Here is a 17,244-nt window from a genome sequence, read left to right on the forward strand (position 1 = left end):
CGAGGCCGGACGGGTGGATAGCGGCCGGGCGCCAGGCCCGGCGCCCGCCGTGGCTGACCGTTCGCCGCCGCATACGATGTAACGGAGACCCGCTGTGCGTGTGAACCTTCCTGTCAATGATGTGGAAACCAAGCTGCGCGAAGATCAATACCTGATCTCACGCACCGATACCAAGGGTCGCATCCTCTACGCGAATCCGGCCTTTATCGAAGTCAGCGGCTTTTCGCGCGAGGAACTGATCGGCAAGGCTCACAACGTCGTCCGCCATCCGGACATGCCGCCGGAAGCCTACGCGGACCTGTGGCGTACCCTGCAGGCGGGTGAATCCTGGCTGGGCCTGGTCAAGAATCGCCGCAAGGACGGCGGCTACTATTGGGTGCTGGCCAACGCCACGCCGATCGTCGAGAACGGCGAGGTGGTGGCGTATTCGTCGGTGCGGGTGCGGCCCAGCGACGCCCAGATCGAAATGGCCGAGGAACTCTACGCGCGCATACGCGAAGGCCGCGCCCGTGGCGTGCGCATCCTGCGCGGCCGCCCGGTGCGGGCGGGCTGGCGCCGCGGGCTGGACTTGCTGGCCTTCCCGTTCCGGCGCAATGTGCGCGGCCGCATGTTCCGCCACGCGCTGCTGTCCTCGGGTATCGTGGTGGCGGCGGGCGTCTATGGCCTGCGGGCCAATTGGGATACGCTGGACGCGACCGGCGCCGGGGTGGCTTGTGGACTGCTGGCGCTGGGCGTGGCCGGGATCTTCGCGCTGGGCTGGCGCCTGAGCCGGTCGCTGCTGGATCCCATGGTCGAGGCCGCGAACATGGCGCGCCAGGTTGCCGCGGGCAACCTCACCACCCAGATCGTGGCCGAGTCCGACGACGAGATCGGCAGCCTGAATTTCTCGCTGGAAGTCATGCGCAAGAGCCTGGTCGGCATCGCCCAGGACGTGTACCGCGGCATCGAAGGCACCACGCAGGCGGCGGTGCATATCGCCCGCGGCAACCAGGAACTGGCGGGCCGCACCGAAGGCCAGGCCGCCTCGCTGCAACAGACGGCGGCGAGCATGGAACAGCTGACATCCACCGTGCGGCAGAACGCGGACAATGCGCGGCAGGCCAACCAACTGGCCGCCAGCAGCATGGACGTGGCGCGGCGCGGCGGCGTGGCGGTGGGGCAGGTGGTCAACACCATGCACGGCATTTCGGACAGCTCGCGCAAGATCGTCGACATCGTCAGCATCATCGAGGGCATTGCCTTCCAGACCAACATCCTGGCGCTGAACGCGGCGGTGGAAGCGGCGCGCGCCGGCGAATCCGGCAAGGGCTTCGCGGTGGTGGCAGGGGAAGTCCGCAGCCTCGCGCAAAAGAGCGCGCAAGCCGCCAAGGAAATCAAGGGCCTGATCGAGGACTCTGTCGAACGCGTCAGCGAAGGCTCGGCGCAGGCCGAGCAGGCGGGCGCGACGATGCAGGAGATCGTCGATGCGGTGCATCGCGTCACCGACATCATCGGCGAGATCTCGCAGGCCTCGCAGGAGCAGTCCAGCGGCATCGAGCAGGTCGACAGCGCCGTGTCGCAAATGGACGTGATGACGGTGCAGAACACGGCGCTGGTGCAGGAGCTGGGCGGGGCGGTGCTGCAACTGGGCAACCAGTCGGGCGCGTTGCGCGAGACCATCCGGGTGTTCCGCCTGACCGGACAGCAGTGACGTCTGCGCCATCGAAAAAAACGGCCCGCGCGGGCCGTTTTTTTCATGCGATCGCCAAGACGGCCGGGAATCCGTGCCGAACTTGCCGGCGTGTCGCCGGAAGCTAGCGTCCGGCCAGCGCGTCGGTCACCCGGCTCATGGCCGACAGTCCGGATTCGAACAACGATTCCAGGAAGGGACCGGAGTTCGGCAGTACCACGGTCAGCAGCACCACGCCGACGATCAGGCTGACCGGGAAACCCACCGAGAACACCGACAGCTGCGGCGCGGCGCGGTTCAGGATGCCCATGGCCAGGTTGATGGTCAGCAGCGCGCAGATCAGCGGCAGCGCCAGCAGCAGGCCGGATACGAACACGGTCTTGCCCCATTCCACCACCACGCCCCAGCCGTTCTGGTGCAGCTGGATCGCGGCCACCGGCAGCGTGTCGAACGACCGTACCAGGGCCGCCAGCACCAGCAGGTGGCCGTCCAGCGCCAGAAAAGTGAGCATGGCGACGATGTTGAACAGGCGCGACAGCACGGCGGTGTTGGCGCCCGTGCCGGGATCGAAGAACGAGGCGAACGACAGGCCCATCTGCAGGCCGACGAATTCGCCGGCGGTCTGCACCGCCGCGAACACCAGCCGCATCGTGAAGCCCATGGCGATGCCGATCAGCACCTGCTGCATCACCATCCACAGGCCCGCGAACGAGCCGGGCGCGATCGGCGGCGCCGGGTCGAGCGCAGGGCTGACGGCCACGGCCAGCACGAAGGCCAGGCCGATCTTGACCTTGACGGGAACGGTGGATTCGGAGAAGAGGGGAGCGGTGCCCACCAGCGCCAGGATGCGCACGAACGGCCAGAGGAACTGGCCGATCCAGCCATTGAGCTGTTCGATGGTGAAGGAAAACATGCGGGCGCGTCCCGGAGTGCGGCGGCGCGCGCCGCTACGACACCAGGCCGGGAATCTGCCCGATCAACTGGCGGATGTAGTCGACCATGATGCCGATCAGCCAGGGACCCAGCAGCACCAGCACGCCGCACATGGCCAGCAGCTTCGGGATGAACGACAGGGTCATTTCGTTGATCTGGGTGGCCGCCTGGAAGATGCTGATCACCAGGCCCACGATCAGGGTGATGACCAGCAGCGGACCGGCCATCGCGAGCGCGATCTTCATCGCCTGGTAGGTCATGGTCATGACGGTTTCGGCGGTCATGGCGATTCCCTATTGGTAGAAGCTCTGGGCCAGCGAGCCCATCAGCAGGTTCCAGCCGTCGGCCAGCACGAACAGCATCAGCTTGAACGGCAGCGCCACGGTGACGGGCGGCACCATCATCATGCCCAGCGCCATCAGCACGCTGGCCACCACCAGGTCGATGATCAGGAACGGAATGAAGATGGTGAAGCCGATCTGGAAGGCGGTCTTGAGTTCGCTGGTGATGAAGGCCGGCACCAGGATGCGCAGCGGCACCTGCGAGGGGTCTTCCAGCGCCGGCTGCTTGGCCAGGTTGGCGAACAGCGCCAGGTCGTTCTCGCGGGTCTGGTGCAGCATGAAGGTGCGCAGCGGACCGGCGGCGCGCTCGACCGCGGCCTCGAACTGGATCGAGCCCTCGGACAGCGGCTTGTAGGCGTCGGTGTAGATCTTGTCGAACACCGGCGACATCGTATAGAAGGTCAGGAACAGCGCCAGGCCGATCAGCACGTGGTTGGGCGGCGACATGGCCGTGCCCATGGCGCTGCGCAGCAGGCCGAGCACGATGATGATGCGGGTGAAGCCGGTCATCATCAGCAGCGCCGCGGGCAGGAACGACAGCGACGTCATCAGCAGCAGCGTCTGCATGCTGAGCGAATAGGTTTCGGAACCGCCCGGGCCCGGCGTCGCGGTCAGGGCCGGCAGCGTCGCCTGCGCCACCACGCCGGCGGGGAACAGGGCCAGGCCCAGCAGGGCGGCGGCGGCCAGCAGGGGGAGCGCGCCGCGGCGGGCGCGAGGGGAGTTGGGCAAGCTCATGGTGTGAAAACGCGCGCGCCGGCTAGCGGCGCTTGAGCGCCTGGCCCAGTTTGGCCGCGAAGGCGGCGGTGGGCAAGGGCGCGGCCTGCGGCAGTTCGCCGGCGGGCAGGGTATGCAGGGTGTTGAGCTGGCCGGGGCTGACGCCCACGACCACCCAGGTGTTCTCGATCTCGACGACGACGATGCTCTGCCGCGCGCCGATCGGCAGGCTGGCGACCTGCTTGAGCAGGTTGCCGCCGCCGCGCTGCGTCAGGCCGGCGCGGCGCGCCAGCCAGGCCGCGGCCAGGATGGCCGCCAGCACCAGCACCAGGCCGATGATGACGCGCAGCAGGGCGGAATCGTTCATCACGGGCGTGGCTTCAACGGCGGTTGTTGAGGCGGTTGATGCGTTCGGACGGGGTGATGATGTCGGTCAGGCGGATGCCGTACTTGTCTTCCACCACCACCACTTCGCCCTGGGCGATCAGGTAGCCGTTGACGAAGATGTCCATCGGTTCGCCGGCCAGGCCGTCCAGCTCCACCACCGAGCCCTGGCCCAGTTGCAGCAGGTTCTTGATGGTCAGGCGGGTGCGGCCCAGTTCCACCGTCAGCTGGACGGGCACGTCCATGATCAGGTCGATGTCGGTGCCATTGCCGGCGGCCGATCCGGCCAGCGGCTTGAACACCGATTGCGCGGCTGATTGGGCGGCAGGCGCGGCGGGGGCCGGTGCGGCCGGAGCAGCAGCAGCGGGCGCGGGCGCCGGCGCGGCGGCCGCGGGCGGCGTGGCCGCGGTCTGCTCGGCCATGGCGGCGGCCCAGTCGTCCTGGGCGGGCTTCAGGCCGTCCGCCTGGGTGGGCGGATTGGCGCGGGATTGTTCGGCGAGCGCGTCGGCCCAGTCGTCGGCCGGGGACGAGCCGGAGCCGGGCTCGTTCTTGTCAGTCATGGTCGGGGGCCTCGTTTGATTCGGTATCGTGGGTAAACATGTTTTGCACGCGCAGGGCGTACTGGCCGTTGAAGACGCCGTAGCCGCATTCCATCAGCGGCACGCCGTCGACGTGGGCGATGACGGTCTGCGGCACATCCACGGGCAGGATGTCGCCGACCTTCATGCGCATCAGTTCGCGGATGCTGGACGGAATGCGGGCGAATTCGGCGACCACGTCGATGTCGGCGCTGCGCACCTGGCGCGAGAGCTGCTGCGACCAGCGCTGGTCGACTTCCTCGAGCGTGGTTTCCTGCAGCGGCCGCGTGAGCAGGTCACGCACCGGCTCGATCATGGAGTAGGGCAGGCAGATGTTGAGGTCGCCGCCGGTCGCGCCGAATTCGATGTGGAAGGAGGTGACCACCACCACTTCATTGTTGCCGGTGATGCTGGCGAACTTGGTGTGCATCTCCGAGCGCACGTAATCGAATTCGATCGGATAGACGGGATCCCAGGACTTGCCGTAGCTTTCCAGGGTCAGGTTGAGCAGGCGCCGGATGATGCGCTGCTCGGTGGTGGTGAAGTCGCGGCCTTCGACGCGCGTGTGGTAGCGGCCATCGCCGCCGAACAGGCTGTCGATGACCAGGAACACCAGGTTCGGGTCGTAGGTGAACAGGGCGGTGCCGCGCAGCGGCTTCATCTGCACCATGTTCAGGTTGCTGGGAACCGGCAGGTTGCGTTCGAAGTCCGCGTACTTCTGGATCTTGATGGAACCGACGGTGATGTCGGCGCTGCGGCGCATGAAGTTCAACAGCACGCTGCGCATCTGCCGCGCGAAACGTTCGTTGATGAGCTCCAGCGTCTGCATGCGCCGGCGCACCACGCGGTCCGGCGAGCTCAGGTCATAGGCGCGGGCGCCGTCGTTGGGGCCCGCGGATTCCTTTTTGCTGTCGCTCTCGCCCGTGACGCCGGCCAGCAGCGCGTCGACTTCGTCCTGCGAAAGAAACGCCTCGTAGGCCATGCTTATTGCACCACGAACGCCGTATACAGTACGTCGGTGACATACTGGCCGTCCGGCAGGGGCGCGAACGGGCGATTGACGGCTTGCTTGATGGCGTTGGCCATGTCGGTCTTGCCCTGTTGCGTCTGCACGCCGGTGGGCGATTGCGAAGACAGCACCATCAGGATGCGGCTGCGCACTTCAGGCATGTACTTTTCCAGGCGGATGCGGGTCTGTTCGTCGCTCACGCGCAGGGTCAGGCCGACGTGCATGATGCGTTCGGTGTCGGCGTTCTGCAACGTGACCGTGAAGGCCTCGATCGGCACGAAGATCGGCGCCGGCACGGCAGCCGGCGTCGTGGGCGGGGCGACGAACGTGGTCGGCGTGGCCTGCGGGCCGGCGGCGCCGGGCTGGCCCGGCTGGTTGCCGGTCTGGCCCACGCCCAGTTGCACCGGCGCGCCACCGCCTTGCGGCTGCATGCGCTGCGCGATGAACCAGGTCGCGCCGGCGCTGGCGGCGGCCACCAGCAGCAGCACCAGGATCATGAGCAGCGGACGAAGAATGCGGCCTATGCCGCCGGAGCGTGTCGGAAGCGGGCCGCGCGGCGGCATGGTTGTGGGTTTGGAAGTCGCCATCTCGGTGTCGATGCGTGTTTTGCCGCTGATGAAAACGGATTCTTAGTGGATGAAAGCATTCTGCCCGAAATCGCGCCCCCGATTGGAGGCGAAAAACAGGGCGAAAGCCGTGTATCTCAAGCTATTGCTGCACCGCCCGCAACCGTTGCCAGCCGCGGGCCGCGTGATTGTTACGCGAAGGTGTCGACCAGCGCATTGGCGTTGCGCGCAGCCGTCACGGTGGCCGCCTGGCCATCGATCGCGGCATCGGCCACCGCGGCGCCATTGCCGCCGCCCTGGCGTTGCGAACCGCCGCCATTGTGCTGGGCGAATTCCTGCTGCGCGGCCTGTTCGCCAACGCTGGTCTGGCCCAGCGAGATGCCGGCCTGGGCCAGCGCCTGCTGCAATTGCGGAATCGCGGTTTCGATGGCCTGGCGCACCGAGGCGTGGGCCGACACGAACGAAGCGCTGGCGACGCCGTCGGCCAGGTTGATGCTGACGCGCAGCGGGCCGAGGTCGGGCGGGTCCAGGCGCAGTTCGGCGGTCTGGGTGCCCTGGCGCACGTTGTTGCTCATCACCACCATCTGCTGGCCCAGTTCGGTGCCCCAATGGGTGCCGCCGACCGGCGTGGCGACCTGCAGCATGACCGGCACGTTGGGCACGGCGACGCTGGCGGGGTTGGAGACGGGAGCCGGCTGCTGACGCTGGCTGGCAGCGGCGATCGCCTGCGCCAGGTGATCCTGGGCGTTGGTGGCGTGCTGCGGCAGCTGGAACTGTTGCGCGGTGCTGGGCAACGGCGCGGCCGGGTCTTCTTCGGTGCGGGCGTGTTGCGGCAAGGCGGGCGCGGCTTCGGGCGCGGCGACACGCGGGTTGGCCGCGCGCGGGGCGGCGGCTTCGGGCGCCGGACGCGGCAGCTCGGCTGCCGGCGCAGTCTTGACGGGGGCCGCTTCGACGGCGGGCGCGGAGCCCGCCTTGACGGCGGCGGTGACCACCGGCTGCGCGACCTGGGCGTCGCGGCTGGCCAGGGCCGCCGCGGCCTCGGCCTGCTGCGCGGTGGCGGGCACCGGCGTGCGCGGCGTTGCGATGGCATCGTTGGCGGTGAGCGCGGCCTGCACCACGGCGGCGCCGCTGCCAATGGCCGTGGCGGCGGCCTGGGCATTGCCCCGCGCCAGCTGAACCTGCTCGGCGGCCTGGGCGGCGATCTCGAGCGCCTGCTCCGGCAACACGACCGGCGTGGCCGGTTGCTGCGTGGCGGCGACGGCAAGCGCGCCGGCCTCGGCCTGGGCCGCGGTCTGCACGGCGTTGTCGATGGCCGAGGCGGCGGCGTCTTCGGCGTTGCCCGCGGCATCGCCGGAGGTCTTGCCGCCGGACGCGGGCGTCTTGGCGCCGTTGTTATTGGCCGGCCGCGCGTCGGCGGACGGGTTGGGACGCTGCTGGGCCAGCACGTCGGAGAACGACGGGCCCTTCTTGGTCGAGGCGGCCGCGGACTTGGCGCCGAGCGTGTCGGCGATCGAGACCGGCGCGGCGGGCGCGATGGCGGGGGTGGGCAGGGGAGCGGTCATAGCGGGCTTCCTGTGGGCAATTAATGCATTCCAGCCTGGCGCTGGACCAGGCGGGCGGAGTATTCGTCGTTGGCGCGCTGCTCGCGGCGCGATTCCACCACGGCCTGGGCGCGCAATTCACGCTGCGCCAGGGCGTCGTACGAGTTGAGCTTGCGCTTTTCCTGCTGCCAGTACAGACGGCCCTTGGCCAGGTTCTCGTCGGCCTGGCGCAGCACGTTCTGCTGCTGGCCGATGGCATCGTCCAGGGTGCCGATGAAGCGCTGGTAGTTGTGGCAGTCGCTGGCCGACATGCCGGTCGTCATGGCCTGCTGCAGGCGTTCGAGGTAGTCCTGGCGGTAGTCCTGCAACATGCCGAGCTGGCGTTCGGCATTGGTGCGCTCGGTGCTGAGCCGGCCCAGCAGGCGCGCGGCTTCGTCCGTGCTTTCCTTGGCCAGGTTGATCAGCATGTCCAGGGGCAATTGGCTAGGCATAGGTATCCCTCAATTCGAAACTGGCGCGCAGTTGTTCCACCGCATCCTCGTAGCCGACGTTTTCGCCGATATCCTGTTGCAGGAAGGCTTCCAGGCGCGGGTAGCGCGCGATGGCATCGTCCAGCTGCGGGTCATTGCCGGCGGCGTAGGCGCCCACGGCGATCAGGTCGCGGTTGCGCTGGTAGCGCGACAGCGTCTGCTTGAAGCGGCGCACCACCGAGAACTGTTGCGGCGTGATCAGCGAGGTCATGGCGCGCGAGATCGACGCCTCGATGTCGATGGCGGGGTAGTGGCCGGCTTCGGCCAGGTGGCGCGACAGCACCACGTGGCCGTCCAGGATGGCACGGGCCGAGTCGGCGATCGGGTCCTGCTGGTCATCGCCTTCGGCCAGCACGGTATAGAACGCGGTGATCGAGCCGGCCTTGCCGTTCGGGCCGGGCGCGCCCATGCCGGCGCGTTCGACCAGGGTCGGCAGCTTGGCGAACACCGAAGGCGGATAGCCCTTGGTGGCGGGCGGCTCGCCGATGGCCAGCGCGATTTCGCGTTGCGCCATGGCGTAGCGGGTGAGCGAATCCATGATCAGCAGCACGTCCAGGCCCTGGTCGCGGAAGTGTTCCGCCAGGCGCGTGGCGTAGGCCGCGCCCTGCAGGCGCAGCAGCGCCGAGACGTCGGCCGGGGCGGCCACCACCACCGAGCGCGCCAGGCCTTCCGGGCCCAGGTTGTGCTCGATGAATTCCTTGACTTCGCGGCCCCGTTCGCCGATCAGGCCGACCACGATGATGTCGGCCTTGGTGTAGCGGGCCATCATGCCCAGCAGCACGCTCTTGCCCACGCCGGAGCCGGCGAACAGGCCCATGCGCTGGCCGCGGCCGACGGTGAGCAGGCCGTTGATGGCGCGCACGCCGGTATCGAGCACGGTGTCGATCGGGGCACGCGACAGCGGATTGATCGGCTGGGCCGAGAGCGGCGCCAGTTCGGCGCCGGTCAGCGGGCCCAGGCCGTCCAGCGGCCGGCCGGCGCCATCCAGCACGCGGCCGAGCAGGGCGTTGCCCACCGGCAGGTGGCGGCCCAGCTGCGGCTTGGCGTTGCCGTTCAGCTCGGCCTTGCGCGGCAGCGGGATCTGGCGCTGCACCGGCGGTTCGCCGGGCACCACGCGGGCGCCGGGCGGCAGGCCGGAAATGTCGGCCTGCGGCATCAGGTAGAGGGTGTGGCCGTCGAAGCCGACCACTTCGGCATCGGCCCAGTGGTCGTGGCCGCGCGCGATCTCGATGCGGGCGGCGGCCCCCACGGGCAGGCGCAGTCCGGTGGCGTGCAGCACCAGGCCCGTGGCGCGCGTGATCTTGCCGCTGACCAGCCAGGGGTCGGTCGAGGCGGCGCGGATCGAACCGATCTGCAGCTGCGTCTGCCAGCGGTCGATCACGGGCACGGCCGGTTGGCCGGGCTGCGCGGGGGCCGGATTGGCGCTCACGCCGGCTCCTCCCAGTTGACGTTGCGGCCCAGCGAGGCCGCGACGCGGCGCCAGCGGGTCTGCAGGGTGGCGTCGATGTCGCCGAACGGCGTCTCGGCGCGGCAGCCGCCGCGGGCGATGGATTCGTCGGCCAGCACGCGCCAGTGGCCTTCCTTGAGCTCGTCGGCCAGGTGCAGGCGGATCAGCTCGATGTCGGCGGGGTTGGCCCACAGGCGCATCTGGCCGCCGGCGGTGGGATTGATGTGCAGCACTTCGCGCACGGCGCTGGCGACGGTCTCGGGCTGTTCGGCCAGGGTGGTGCGCACGACTTGCTGGGCGATGTCCAGGGCCAGCGTCAGCAGGCTCTGGCCCATCTTTTCTTCCAGCGAGCCGACCGATTCGGCGCAGGCCTGCACCAGCGCGTGCAGGTGTTGCGCTTCCTGCGCGCCTTGTTCGCGTGCCTGGGCCAGGCCCTCGGCGTAGCCGGCTTCGCGGCCGGCGGCCAGGCCCGCTTCATGGCCTTCGGCGCGACCGGCTTCCAGGCCGGCGGCATGGCCCTGCGCGTAGCCTTCCTCGCGGCCTTCGGCGATGGCCTGGGCGCGCAGCTGGGCCATCACCACTTCCGGGTCGGGGCCCGGGTCGGGTTCGGGCTCGGGTTCGACTTCGACGGGCGGCGGCTCGTCGAACGACAGCATCTGCCAGCGCCGCCAGGCGGCACTGCGCGAGATGAGCGTCGACTGGCCGGTATCCGCTTCAGACATACGCGTCGTCTCCGGAGTTGCCCAGCACGATCTGGCCGCTCTCGGCCAGGCGGCGGGCGATCTGCAGGATCTTCTTCTGCTCGGTCTCGACCTTCGACATGCGGATCGGGCCTTGCGCTTCCAGGTCCTCGCGCAGCATCTCGGCGGCGCGGCTGGACATGTTGCGCAGGAACTTGGCGCGCAGTTCTTCCTGGGCGCCCTTGAGCGCGACCATGAGCGTGTCGTTGTCGATTTCCTTGAGGATGAGCTGGATCGCGCGGTCTTCGATGTCGAGCAGGTTGTCGAACACGAACATCTCGTCGATGATCTTCTGCGCCAGGTCGTTGTCGCGTTCGCGCAGGCTGGCGACCACGGTTTCCTCTTCGGCCGAATTCATCATGTTGAGAATCTCGGCCGCGGTGCGCACGCCACCCATCTTGCTGCGCTTGGCGCCCTGGCCGGCCAGCACGGAATTGAGCACTTCGGTCAGTTCCGACAGGGCCGCGGGCTGCACGCCGCCGAAGGTAGCGATACGCAGCATGACGTCGTTGCGCAGGCGGTCGGTCAGCAGCGCCAGCACGCCGGCGGCGCGGTCGCGTTCCAGGTGCACCAGGATGGTGGCGATGATCTGCGGGTGTTCGTCGCCGATCAGCTCGGCCACGGTATGCGGATCGAGCCAGTTCAGGGCGTCGATGCCGCTGCCGCCTTCGCCGGCTTCCAGGATGTCTTCGATCAGGCCGGCGGCGCGGTCGCTGCCCAGCGCCTTGGTCAGCACGGTGCGGATGTAGTCGTCCGAACCCAGCGTGACGGCCATGAACTGGTCGGCTTCCTGCCGGAATTCCTCCAGCACCACGGCCACGTCGTTGCGGGTGACCTGCTTGAGGCTGGCCATGGCGGCGCCGACCTGCTGGACTTCGCGGGCGGTGAGGTACTTGAAGACCTCGGCCGCGGCGTCTTCACCCAGCGACATCATCAGGACGGCGCTGCGCGTCATGCCGTCCATGGGCTTGGAATCATTTTTCATCTTTGGTCATCCAGGTGCGCAGGACCATCGCGACGGCGCGCGGATCCTTGTTCGCCATCGTGCGGGCGCGTTCCAGGTTGTCCTGGTAACGGTCGGTTTCCTTGGCGCGGGCCAGGTCCTGGGCCTCGCGCTGGGCTTCGATGCGCTCGGCCTCGGCCACTTCGGGATCGACCGGCGGGTACAGGTAGTCGCCCACCGAGCGGCGGACCTTGCGGTACAGCCACAGGGCCAGCACGCCACCCACCAGCCAGGCCAGGATGGTCTTGAACAGCGAGATCATTTCCGGATCGCGCCACATCGGCACGGCCGGCGGGCCGTCGTTGAACTGGCTGTTGACCAGGTTCAGCGAATCGCCACGGCTTTCGGAGTAGCCCATCGCCTCGCGCACCAGGTTGGTGAGCTTGCTCAGTTCCTCGGGCGGCAAGGCCTGGGGTTCGCCGTCCTTGTCGCGCACGTAATTGACCACCACGGCCACCGACAGGCGCTTGAGCATGCCGACAGGCTGCTTGATGTGGCTGATGGTGCGGTCGACTTCGTAGTTGGTGGTGGCGTCGCGGCGATCGCTGACGGTGCCGCCGGCGCCCTGGGCGCCGGCGCCGGTGGTGGTCTGTTGCTGTTGCTGCTGGCCCTGCTGCTGCGGCTGGCCGGGGCGGGGCGGTTGGGTCTGTGGCGGATTGGCGATCGGCGCCTGGGCGTTGGCCGGAGGCTGGTTGGACAGCGCGCCGGGCACGCCCTGGGCCGGGTTGATGCCGCGCTGGTTCGATTCGCTGGTCTGCTGGCTGCGGATGGCGGCCTGGCCGGGCTCCTGGTTGGGGCGGTAGACCTCTGACGTTTCCTCGCGGCGCGAGAAGTCCATTTCGGCGCTGGCCTGAGCGTGCACGTTGCCCGGGCCGACCAGCGGATTGAGGATGGTGAGGATGCGTTCGACGGTGCGCTGCTCGGTCTCGCGGACCATGCGCATCTGGTCGGCGTCCATGCCCCGGCCTTCGCCAGTGGGGGCGGACAGCAGGCGGCCGTTCTGGTCGACGATCGAGACGTTTTCGGCGGTCAGTTCCGGCACGCTGGAGGCGACCAGCCAGGAAATGGCCGAGACCTGGGCATCGCTCAGGCTGCGGCCGGGGTAGACGTTCAGCAGCACCGAGGCGGTCGGCGGCTGGCGTTCACGCACGAACAGCGACTGGCGCGGCATGGCCAGGTGCACGCGGGCGTGCTGCACGGTGTGCATGGATTCGATCGAGCGCGCCAGCTCGCCTTCCAGGCCGCGCTGGTAGTTGATCTGCTCGGCGAACTGGCTGGCGCCGAAACGGGCGTTGTCCATCAGTTCGAAGCCGACCGAGCCGCCGCGCGGCAGGCCTTGCGAGGCCAGCTGCAGGCGGGCGTCGTAGACGCGGTCGGCCGGCACCAGCAGGGCGGTGCCGGTGTCGTTGTACTTGTAGGGCACGTTCATGGTGCCCAGGGCCGTCACGATGGCGCCGCCGTCGCGGTCGTCCAGGTTCGAGAACAGCACCTTGTACTTGGGCTCGCTGCTCCACATCGCCACGGCGACGATCAGCGCGACCAGCGCGGCGGCCGCGCCAAGCAGCACCGGCTTGGGCAGGGCGCGTATCTTTTCCAACACGGGAAACTTCGCCAGAAGCGACGCGCTCAGGGTAGCCTGCTGATTCATTGGCGGCTCCCGCTGGCTTCGCGGAGCAGGGAAAATGACTTCATGTTCGGGTAGGGCAGATTACACATGCAACGTGCTTCTGGTCTGGGGAGAGCCTGGATTATTGCTGCTGAGTTAGCAAACCCAATCGTCGAAAACAGCGGTTTTTTGGCGTTACTTATCCCCTATGTCGACAAGCGGGCGCGCCGGCCCCCCGGAGCGGCTCGCGGAGCGTGCCGGCGGGCTTGCCGCATTCGCGGAAATATCGGGTGTTTTGGCGGCTTTTAGGCGCTATGGCGCGTACGATGCCGGGTTACGCTGCATCCATCCTGGGCGTAGTCCCTCGTCCTACCAGCAAGGAATAACGTAATGGCTGTATCAGGCTTGTCCGGCATCGAGAGCATGCTCCAGCAGATGCGCGTGGCGGTGACCAAGGCGGAAACCGGCAATCTCGCCGCGGGCGAAGCCGTGGCCCAGCCCGATGGTTTCGCCGCCGAACTGCAGCGTTCCATCCGTCGCGTCACCTCGGCGCAGAACGCCGCCACCGCGCAGGCCAAGGCCTTCGAACTGGGCGCGCCGGACGTCTCGCTCAACGATGTCATGATCGACCTGCAGAAGGCCAGCATCGGCTTCCAGACGGCCGTGCAGGTGCGCAACAAGCTGGTTGCGGCCTACAAGGAAATCTCGTCGATGGCCGTGTAACCACGGGCAGGACTGCGGGGCGGCGGATCATGCCGCAACCCCGCCAAGCGGATCCGCCAGCGGCGGTGGATCCGCCGCATCTTCAGCCGTTCCGGCACAATCCACCGTCCGGCGGCGCTCCTGGCTTGCAGTGCGCCTATCGGGCGTTTTTCTCCAGGCGCCAGACCACCTGCTGCAGCCAGTTTTCCTGCCGCGCATCCAGGTTCAGGAACACCGCGCCCACATGGCTCAGGGGCGGCTCGCCGGTCAGCGACACATGGGTTGGCGCGGGTTCGTCCGGACTGGCGGCCTGGATCATGGGCTGGCCCGACACCGGATATACATTGCGCACTTCGAGGTTCGCGTTGAGCTTGCCCAGCTCGCCGAAGTCGAGCTGCACGTCCTCGAGTACCGCGCCGCGTTGCGGCAACGTCGGCACCGCCAGTTCCACCCGCAGGCCGACGCCATCCACCGAAATGTCGCGCACCGAGAAACTGATGGGTTTCGCGGCGGGCTCCGGACGCCACGAGGCGTGGCAGCGGCTGGCGCTGGAGACCAGCGAGGCCCGGAACATCTTGCGGCGCTGGATGCGCGCCAGGCGGTCGGGGAAGGGCGACATCAGCGCCGCGCTGCCGTCATCGAAGTGGATGACCTCCGGGCGCGCGACCCGGAAGCGGATCTGTACGCCGCCATAGGCGGTGGCGTTGAAATGGAAGGTGGTGCCGCTCAGCAGGCCCATGCTGTCCGACTGCTCGAAATCGGCGCCGGCATAGTCGCGCGGACGCCAGAAGAACTGCCGCGTCTGCTTGTCCGCCCCCAGCACCAGCACGGCCATTTCGCGGTCCGCGGCGTCGCGCACCAGGATGTGGCTGTCGGGGTGCGTCAGTTCGAAGAGGGCGGCGCGCATGTCTTCCGGCCGGGTGAGCAGGAATTCCGGATCGCTGGCGTCCAACACGGTGCTTGTCCTTAGAGAGTGGGGGCGGGCGGCGCGGCTTCGGGGAGTTCGCGCGATTCGAGGCGATAGAGCCAGGCCAGCAATTCTGCCACCGCCACGTAGAGTTGGGGAGGAATATGCGCGTCCAGGTCCACCTGCATCAGCAGGCCGACGAGTTCACGCGATTCGTGCACGTACAGCCCGTTCTCTTCGGCGGCGCGCACGATGGTGTCGGCCAGCTGGCCGTAGCCCTTGGCCACCACCCGCGGGGCGGCGTCCTTGTCGTCATACGAGATGGCGACTGCGGCGTTGCGGTTGGCGTTGGGGCCCTGTTCGGGGGGCGGAGCGGTGCGCATCAGATATCCGCGGGTATGACGGGACGCGGGTCCACCACGTTCACCACCAGGTGGCTGAGCGTGAGGCCGGCAGCCAGCAGGCGTGAGCGCAGCTGGTCAGAGGAGTCGTTGATTTCGGCGGCGCTATGGGGCGCGACCAGTTGCAGCACGATCTGGTCGCCGGCCAGGTTCAAGCGCGCGTCCACCAGGCCCAGCCGCGGCAGATCGAGTTTCAGGCGGGTCGCCCAGGTGGACACCGCCGATTCCGGATCGCCGCCGTAGGGGTCGCGCTCCACCTCCCATTCCATCGGCGTGCCGGGCCAGGCCTCGCCTTGCCAGGTCAGGGCCTGGTTGGCGAGCACGTCCAGTTGCTGGCGCACCAGCAGGGTGAGGTCCTGGTGGATGCCGCTGACCGGGGTGCCGGGCGCCGGGGCATTGGTGTTGCCGGGCGCAGCGTTGGCGTCGCCGGCGCGGCCGCCGCCGGCCTGGGGCTCGGCGCGCGGACGCGCGGTATCCGCGTCCGTGGGGACTCCGCTGCGAGTCAGCCGGGCCTGGGGTTCCTGCTGCAGCTGGGACGGGTTGCTGCGGCCAAAGACCAGGTCGGTCAGGTGCGATTCGTAGAACAGGCCGCTGGTCTGCAACGCGGCGCGTAACGCCTGGCCCAGGATCTTGGCCGACGGCGCGCCAGGAGCCAGGGTGGCGTGGGTCGTGGCTTCGGCGTTCCTGGCGCCGGTGGCGCCTTCGGCCGATCCGGCTGGGCGCGCGGGCCGGTTGGTGGACGGCGTCTCGGCGGCGGGGTCGGCACCGGCCGCGGCAGCCGCGGCCAGTGCCGCCGCGGTGGTGGGGGCAGGCGCGGGCGCTGCCGCCTGTCCGGCAGCGGGGGCGGCCGTGGGTTGTCCGGGGGCTCCCGGCTGGCTGGCGGGTTGGCCGGCCTGCTGGGCCGGCGCGCCGGTCGGTTGCGCAGAGGGGGGCGCCGTCCAGAGGGGGGCGCGGCCTTGCACGGCGGGCGCGGCTTCGGGGTACTGGGCCAGCAGGGCGAGGATCGCGCGTGCGGTGGTGCCGAGGGTGGTGGGCGCCGAGGCGGTGGTGTCGCTGCTGGTGACCAGGCCGCGCGCGGCCAGCGCCAGGGCGGCCGCGGTCTTGGCATCGATGACGGTGGCCGGACGATCGCCGCGGGCGCCGCCGGTCTGGATGCCTTGCCGGGGGTCGCGATTGGAGCCGTCGGCCGAGCCGGGCTTGTCCAGGTTGCCTGGCTGGCTGACCGCATCCGGCCGCGCGCCGGACACCTGGTTGGCGCTGGCGGCGGACATCGTCGTGCCAAGCACGGCGTCCAACCGCTGCACTAGGACATTGCCGAGTGCCGCGGGACCTACGCTCATGCTTCAGGCGCCTGGTAGCCGTAGGCCGAGAGCAGGGTCTGCTGGCGCTTCATGCGGCCCAGCAGTTCGCCCAGCCGGGCCAGTTGCGGCAGCGCCAGGTCACGCGTCATGGCGTCGTTTTCCAGGATGCGCACCAGCAGGTCGTATTTCATGGCGCGGCCGGCCTCATCCAGCGGCGCGGTCGGTTCCGCGATCCGCAGGCGTTCTACCAGCTCGCAGTATTGCTGCCCGTGGGCCATCGCCGTATCCCAGTCGCCGGCCTGGGCGGCCGTCAACATCTCGCCCGTGATGAGAGCGATCTCCTGGTAGTGTTCCAGAATGGGGGATGAGTACTGGGTAAGGGACGTCATGGAAATCTCGGGCGTTCGATGGCTGGCTGGATTTGTGTTTCTGGGCCATCAGGGCTGCGCTATGCCAGCCGGTCGGTCGATGGAGGTCTGCCAAGCCTCGGCCAGGTCCGCCAGGAGGCGGTCGGCGATATCGAGTTGCTCGGTATCCGCTTTCAGATTTGCCGTCAGCAGGGTGCGGACGATGTAATCGTAGAGCCGGGCGAGGTTGGCGGCGATGTCGCCGCCGGCCTCCATGTTCAACCCGGTCTTCAAGCCTTCATCGACGATCTTGATCGCTTTCGAGATAGCCGCGCCGCGCTCGGCGACCCGACCTTCCTGCAGGTGGATGCGTGCTTGCCCGATCGCTGCCCGGGCGCCCAGGTACAGCAGGGTGATCAGCCGCTCGGGACTCGCGCTCAGCACCTGGGTTTCCAGGCCGATATCGGCGTAGGAGCGGACGGATTGAGACCCTGTGGGGCGGCGGGCGGCGTAAGTCATTAATGC

The 17,244-nt window shown here is 68.7% G+C and carries 20 protein-coding genes; 2 read left to right on the top strand and 18 right to left on the bottom strand.

All coding sequences use genetic code 11. The features are described 5' to 3' along the window. Positions 1 to 94 precede the first annotated feature (94 nt). Positions 95 to 1,690 (top strand): methyl-accepting chemotaxis protein, encoded by a 1,596-nt coding sequence (locus tag ACUTAG_RS27830; protein ID WP_006385235.1) that lies wholly within the window; start codon positions 95 to 97, stop codon positions 1,688 to 1,690. A 103-nt stretch (positions 1,691 to 1,793) separates the two neighbouring features. On the opposite strand, the gene fliR is transcribed toward ACUTAG_RS27830, so the two are convergent. From fliR to fliF, 13 genes are all read right to left on the bottom strand, one after another. Next, positions 1,794 to 2,582: a flagellar biosynthetic protein FliR gene (fliR, locus tag ACUTAG_RS27835; protein ID WP_026385347.1), complete on the bottom strand. Its 789-nt coding sequence runs from the start codon at positions 2,580 to 2,582 to the stop codon at positions 1,794 to 1,796. A gap of 34 nt (positions 2,583 to 2,616) precedes the next feature. Further along, positions 2,617 to 2,886 carry a flagellar biosynthesis protein FliQ gene (gene fliQ, locus ACUTAG_RS27840; protein WP_006385233.1) on the bottom strand — a complete coding sequence of 90 codons (270 nt, stop codon included), beginning with the start codon at positions 2,884 to 2,886 and terminating at the stop codon, positions 2,617 to 2,619. Positions 2,887 to 2,895: 9 nt separating this feature from the next. Beyond that, a complete protein-coding gene (fliP, locus tag ACUTAG_RS27845) occupies positions 2,896 to 3,678 on the bottom strand; it encodes a flagellar type III secretion system pore protein FliP (protein ID WP_262352306.1) in 783 nt (260 codons plus the stop codon). A gap of 22 nt (positions 3,679 to 3,700) precedes the next feature. Further along, positions 3,701 to 4,024 carry a flagellar biosynthetic protein FliO gene (gene fliO, locus ACUTAG_RS27850; protein ID WP_006384758.1) on the bottom strand — a complete coding sequence of 108 codons (324 nt, stop codon included), beginning with the start codon at positions 4,022 to 4,024 and terminating at the stop codon, positions 3,701 to 3,703. Positions 4,025 to 4,037: 13 nt separating this feature from the next. Beyond that, entirely contained in the window at positions 4,038 to 4,601 is a 564-nt protein-coding gene (gene fliN, locus ACUTAG_RS27855) for a flagellar motor switch protein FliN (protein ID WP_047992755.1), read from the bottom strand. After that, positions 4,594 to 5,601, bottom strand: a complete 1,008-nt coding sequence (gene fliM, locus ACUTAG_RS27860) for a flagellar motor switch protein FliM (protein ID WP_006385231.1) — start codon at positions 5,599 to 5,601, stop codon at positions 4,594 to 4,596. Before fliM ends, fliN begins: the two co-directional genes overlap by 8 nt. 2 nt (positions 5,602 to 5,603) lie before the next feature. After that, positions 5,604 to 6,215 (bottom strand): flagellar basal body-associated FliL family protein, encoded by a 612-nt coding sequence (locus ACUTAG_RS27865; RefSeq protein WP_026385346.1) that lies wholly within the window; start codon positions 6,213 to 6,215, stop codon positions 5,604 to 5,606. Positions 6,216 to 6,385: 170 nt separating this feature from the next. Beyond that, positions 6,386 to 7,756, bottom strand: a complete 1,371-nt coding sequence (locus ACUTAG_RS27870) for a flagellar hook-length control protein FliK (protein WP_020927355.1) — start codon at positions 7,754 to 7,756, stop codon at positions 6,386 to 6,388. A 20-nt stretch (positions 7,757 to 7,776) separates the two neighbouring features. Beyond that, complete coding sequence (fliJ, locus tag ACUTAG_RS27875; protein ID WP_006385228.1) at positions 7,777 to 8,226, bottom strand: flagellar export protein FliJ; 450 nt, start codon at positions 8,224 to 8,226, stop codon at positions 7,777 to 7,779. Beyond that, positions 8,219 to 9,694 carry a flagellar protein export ATPase FliI gene (fliI, locus tag ACUTAG_RS27880; protein WP_020927356.1) on the bottom strand — a complete coding sequence of 492 codons (1,476 nt, stop codon included), beginning with the start codon at positions 9,692 to 9,694 and terminating at the stop codon, positions 8,219 to 8,221. The genes fliJ and fliI overlap by 8 nt, the downstream gene beginning before the upstream one ends. Then, positions 9,691 to 10,434 carry a flagellar assembly protein FliH gene (fliH, locus tag ACUTAG_RS27885; protein ID WP_006385226.1) on the bottom strand — a complete coding sequence of 248 codons (744 nt, stop codon included), beginning with the start codon at positions 10,432 to 10,434 and terminating at the stop codon, positions 9,691 to 9,693. Before fliH ends, fliI begins: the two co-directional genes overlap by 4 nt. Beyond that, the gene (gene fliG / locus ACUTAG_RS27890; RefSeq protein ID WP_006385225.1) at positions 10,427 to 11,437 is read right to left on the bottom strand and encodes a flagellar motor switch protein FliG; all 1,011 of its coding nucleotides are present in this window, start codon (positions 11,435 to 11,437) and stop codon (positions 10,427 to 10,429) included. Before fliG ends, fliH begins: the two co-directional genes overlap by 8 nt. Next, positions 11,427 to 13,103, bottom strand: a complete 1,677-nt coding sequence (gene fliF / locus ACUTAG_RS27895) for a flagellar basal-body MS-ring/collar protein FliF (protein WP_045953122.1) — start codon at positions 13,101 to 13,103, stop codon at positions 11,427 to 11,429. The genes fliG and fliF overlap by 11 nt, the downstream gene beginning before the upstream one ends. A gap of 348 nt (positions 13,104 to 13,451) precedes the next feature. On the opposite strand from fliF, the gene fliE reads away from it, so the two are divergent. Beyond that, on the top strand, positions 13,452 to 13,784 hold the full coding sequence (gene fliE, locus ACUTAG_RS27900) for a flagellar hook-basal body complex protein FliE (protein WP_006385223.1): 333 nt from the start codon (positions 13,452 to 13,454) through the stop codon (positions 13,782 to 13,784). Between the two features lie 136 nt (positions 13,785 to 13,920). On the opposite strand, the gene ACUTAG_RS27905 is transcribed toward fliE, so the two are convergent. From ACUTAG_RS27905 to fliS, 5 genes are read right to left on the bottom strand one after another with little or no spacing between them, the layout of a single operon-like run. After that, positions 13,921 to 14,718 carry a flagellar brake protein gene (locus ACUTAG_RS27905; protein WP_026385338.1) on the bottom strand — a complete coding sequence of 266 codons (798 nt, stop codon included), beginning with the start codon at positions 14,716 to 14,718 and terminating at the stop codon, positions 13,921 to 13,923. An 11-nt stretch (positions 14,719 to 14,729) separates the two neighbouring features. After that, complete coding sequence (locus ACUTAG_RS27910) at positions 14,730 to 15,053, bottom strand: EscU/YscU/HrcU family type III secretion system export apparatus switch protein (RefSeq protein WP_006385221.1); 324 nt, start codon at positions 15,051 to 15,053, stop codon at positions 14,730 to 14,732. Then, on the bottom strand, positions 15,053 to 16,411 hold the full coding sequence (gene fliK, locus ACUTAG_RS27915) for a flagellar hook-length control protein FliK (protein ID WP_148319265.1): 1,359 nt from the start codon (positions 16,409 to 16,411) through the stop codon (positions 15,053 to 15,055). The genes ACUTAG_RS27910 and fliK overlap by 1 nt, the downstream gene beginning before the upstream one ends. Then, on the bottom strand, positions 16,408 to 16,761 hold the full coding sequence (locus ACUTAG_RS27920) for a flagellar protein FliT (protein WP_006385218.1): 354 nt from the start codon (positions 16,759 to 16,761) through the stop codon (positions 16,408 to 16,410). Before ACUTAG_RS27920 ends, fliK begins: the two co-directional genes overlap by 4 nt. A gap of 48 nt (positions 16,762 to 16,809) precedes the next feature. Further along, positions 16,810 to 17,238 carry a flagellar export chaperone FliS gene (gene fliS / locus ACUTAG_RS27925; protein ID WP_020927361.1) on the bottom strand — a complete coding sequence of 143 codons (429 nt, stop codon included), beginning with the start codon at positions 17,236 to 17,238 and terminating at the stop codon, positions 16,810 to 16,812. Positions 17,239 to 17,244 lie beyond the last annotated feature (6 nt).

The sequence above is a fragment of the Achromobacter sp. CSND-B12 genome (assembly GCF_052906545.1).

What these genes read in the sequence shown, in the direction of transcription:
- ACUTAG_RS27910 (WP_006385221.1), bottom strand. Translation starts at nt 15,053, where the DNA reads ATGCGCACCGCTCCGCCCCCCGAACAGGGCCCCAACGCCAACCGCAAC.
- ACUTAG_RS27920 (WP_006385218.1), bottom strand. Translation starts at nt 16,761, where the DNA reads ATGACGTCCCTTACCCAGTACTCATCCCCCATTCTGGAACACTACCAG.
- fliM (WP_006385231.1), bottom strand. Translation starts at nt 5,601, where the DNA reads ATGGCCTACGAGGCGTTTCTTTCGCAGGACGAAGTCGACGCGCTGCTG.
- fliF (WP_045953122.1), bottom strand. Translation starts at nt 13,103, where the DNA reads ATGAATCAGCAGGCTACCCTGAGCGCGTCGCTTCTGGCGAAGTTTCCC.
- fliK (WP_148319265.1), bottom strand. Translation starts at nt 16,411, where the DNA reads ATGAGCGTAGGTCCCGCGGCACTCGGCAATGTCCTAGTGCAGCGGTTG.
- fliG (WP_006385225.1), bottom strand. Translation starts at nt 11,437, where the DNA reads ATGAAAAATGATTCCAAGCCCATGGACGGCATGACGCGCAGCGCCGTC.
- fliO (WP_006384758.1), bottom strand. Translation starts at nt 4,024, where the DNA reads ATGAACGATTCCGCCCTGCTGCGCGTCATCATCGGCCTGGTGCTGGTG.
- ACUTAG_RS27865 (WP_026385346.1), bottom strand. Translation starts at nt 6,215, where the DNA reads ATGGCGACTTCCAAACCCACAACCATGCCGCCGCGCGGCCCGCTTCCG.
- fliH (WP_006385226.1), bottom strand. Translation starts at nt 10,434, where the DNA reads ATGTCTGAAGCGGATACCGGCCAGTCGACGCTCATCTCGCGCAGTGCC.
- ACUTAG_RS27870 (WP_020927355.1), bottom strand. Translation starts at nt 7,756, where the DNA reads ATGACCGCTCCCCTGCCCACCCCCGCCATCGCGCCCGCCGCGCCGGTC.
- fliE (WP_006385223.1), top strand. Translation starts at nt 13,452, where the DNA reads ATGGCTGTATCAGGCTTGTCCGGCATCGAGAGCATGCTCCAGCAGATG.
- fliN (WP_047992755.1), bottom strand. Translation starts at nt 4,601, where the DNA reads ATGACTGACAAGAACGAGCCCGGCTCCGGCTCGTCCCCGGCCGACGAC.
- fliQ (WP_006385233.1), bottom strand. Translation starts at nt 2,886, where the DNA reads ATGACCGCCGAAACCGTCATGACCATGACCTACCAGGCGATGAAGATC.
- fliP (WP_262352306.1), bottom strand. Translation starts at nt 3,678, where the DNA reads ATGAGCTTGCCCAACTCCCCTCGCGCCCGCCGCGGCGCGCTCCCCCTG.
- fliJ (WP_006385228.1), bottom strand. Translation starts at nt 8,226, where the DNA reads ATGCCTAGCCAATTGCCCCTGGACATGCTGATCAACCTGGCCAAGGAA.
- fliR (WP_026385347.1), bottom strand. Translation starts at nt 2,582, where the DNA reads ATGTTTTCCTTCACCATCGAACAGCTCAATGGCTGGATCGGCCAGTTC.
- fliS (WP_020927361.1), bottom strand. Translation starts at nt 17,238, where the DNA reads ATGACTTACGCCGCCCGCCGCCCCACAGGGTCTCAATCCGTCCGCTCC.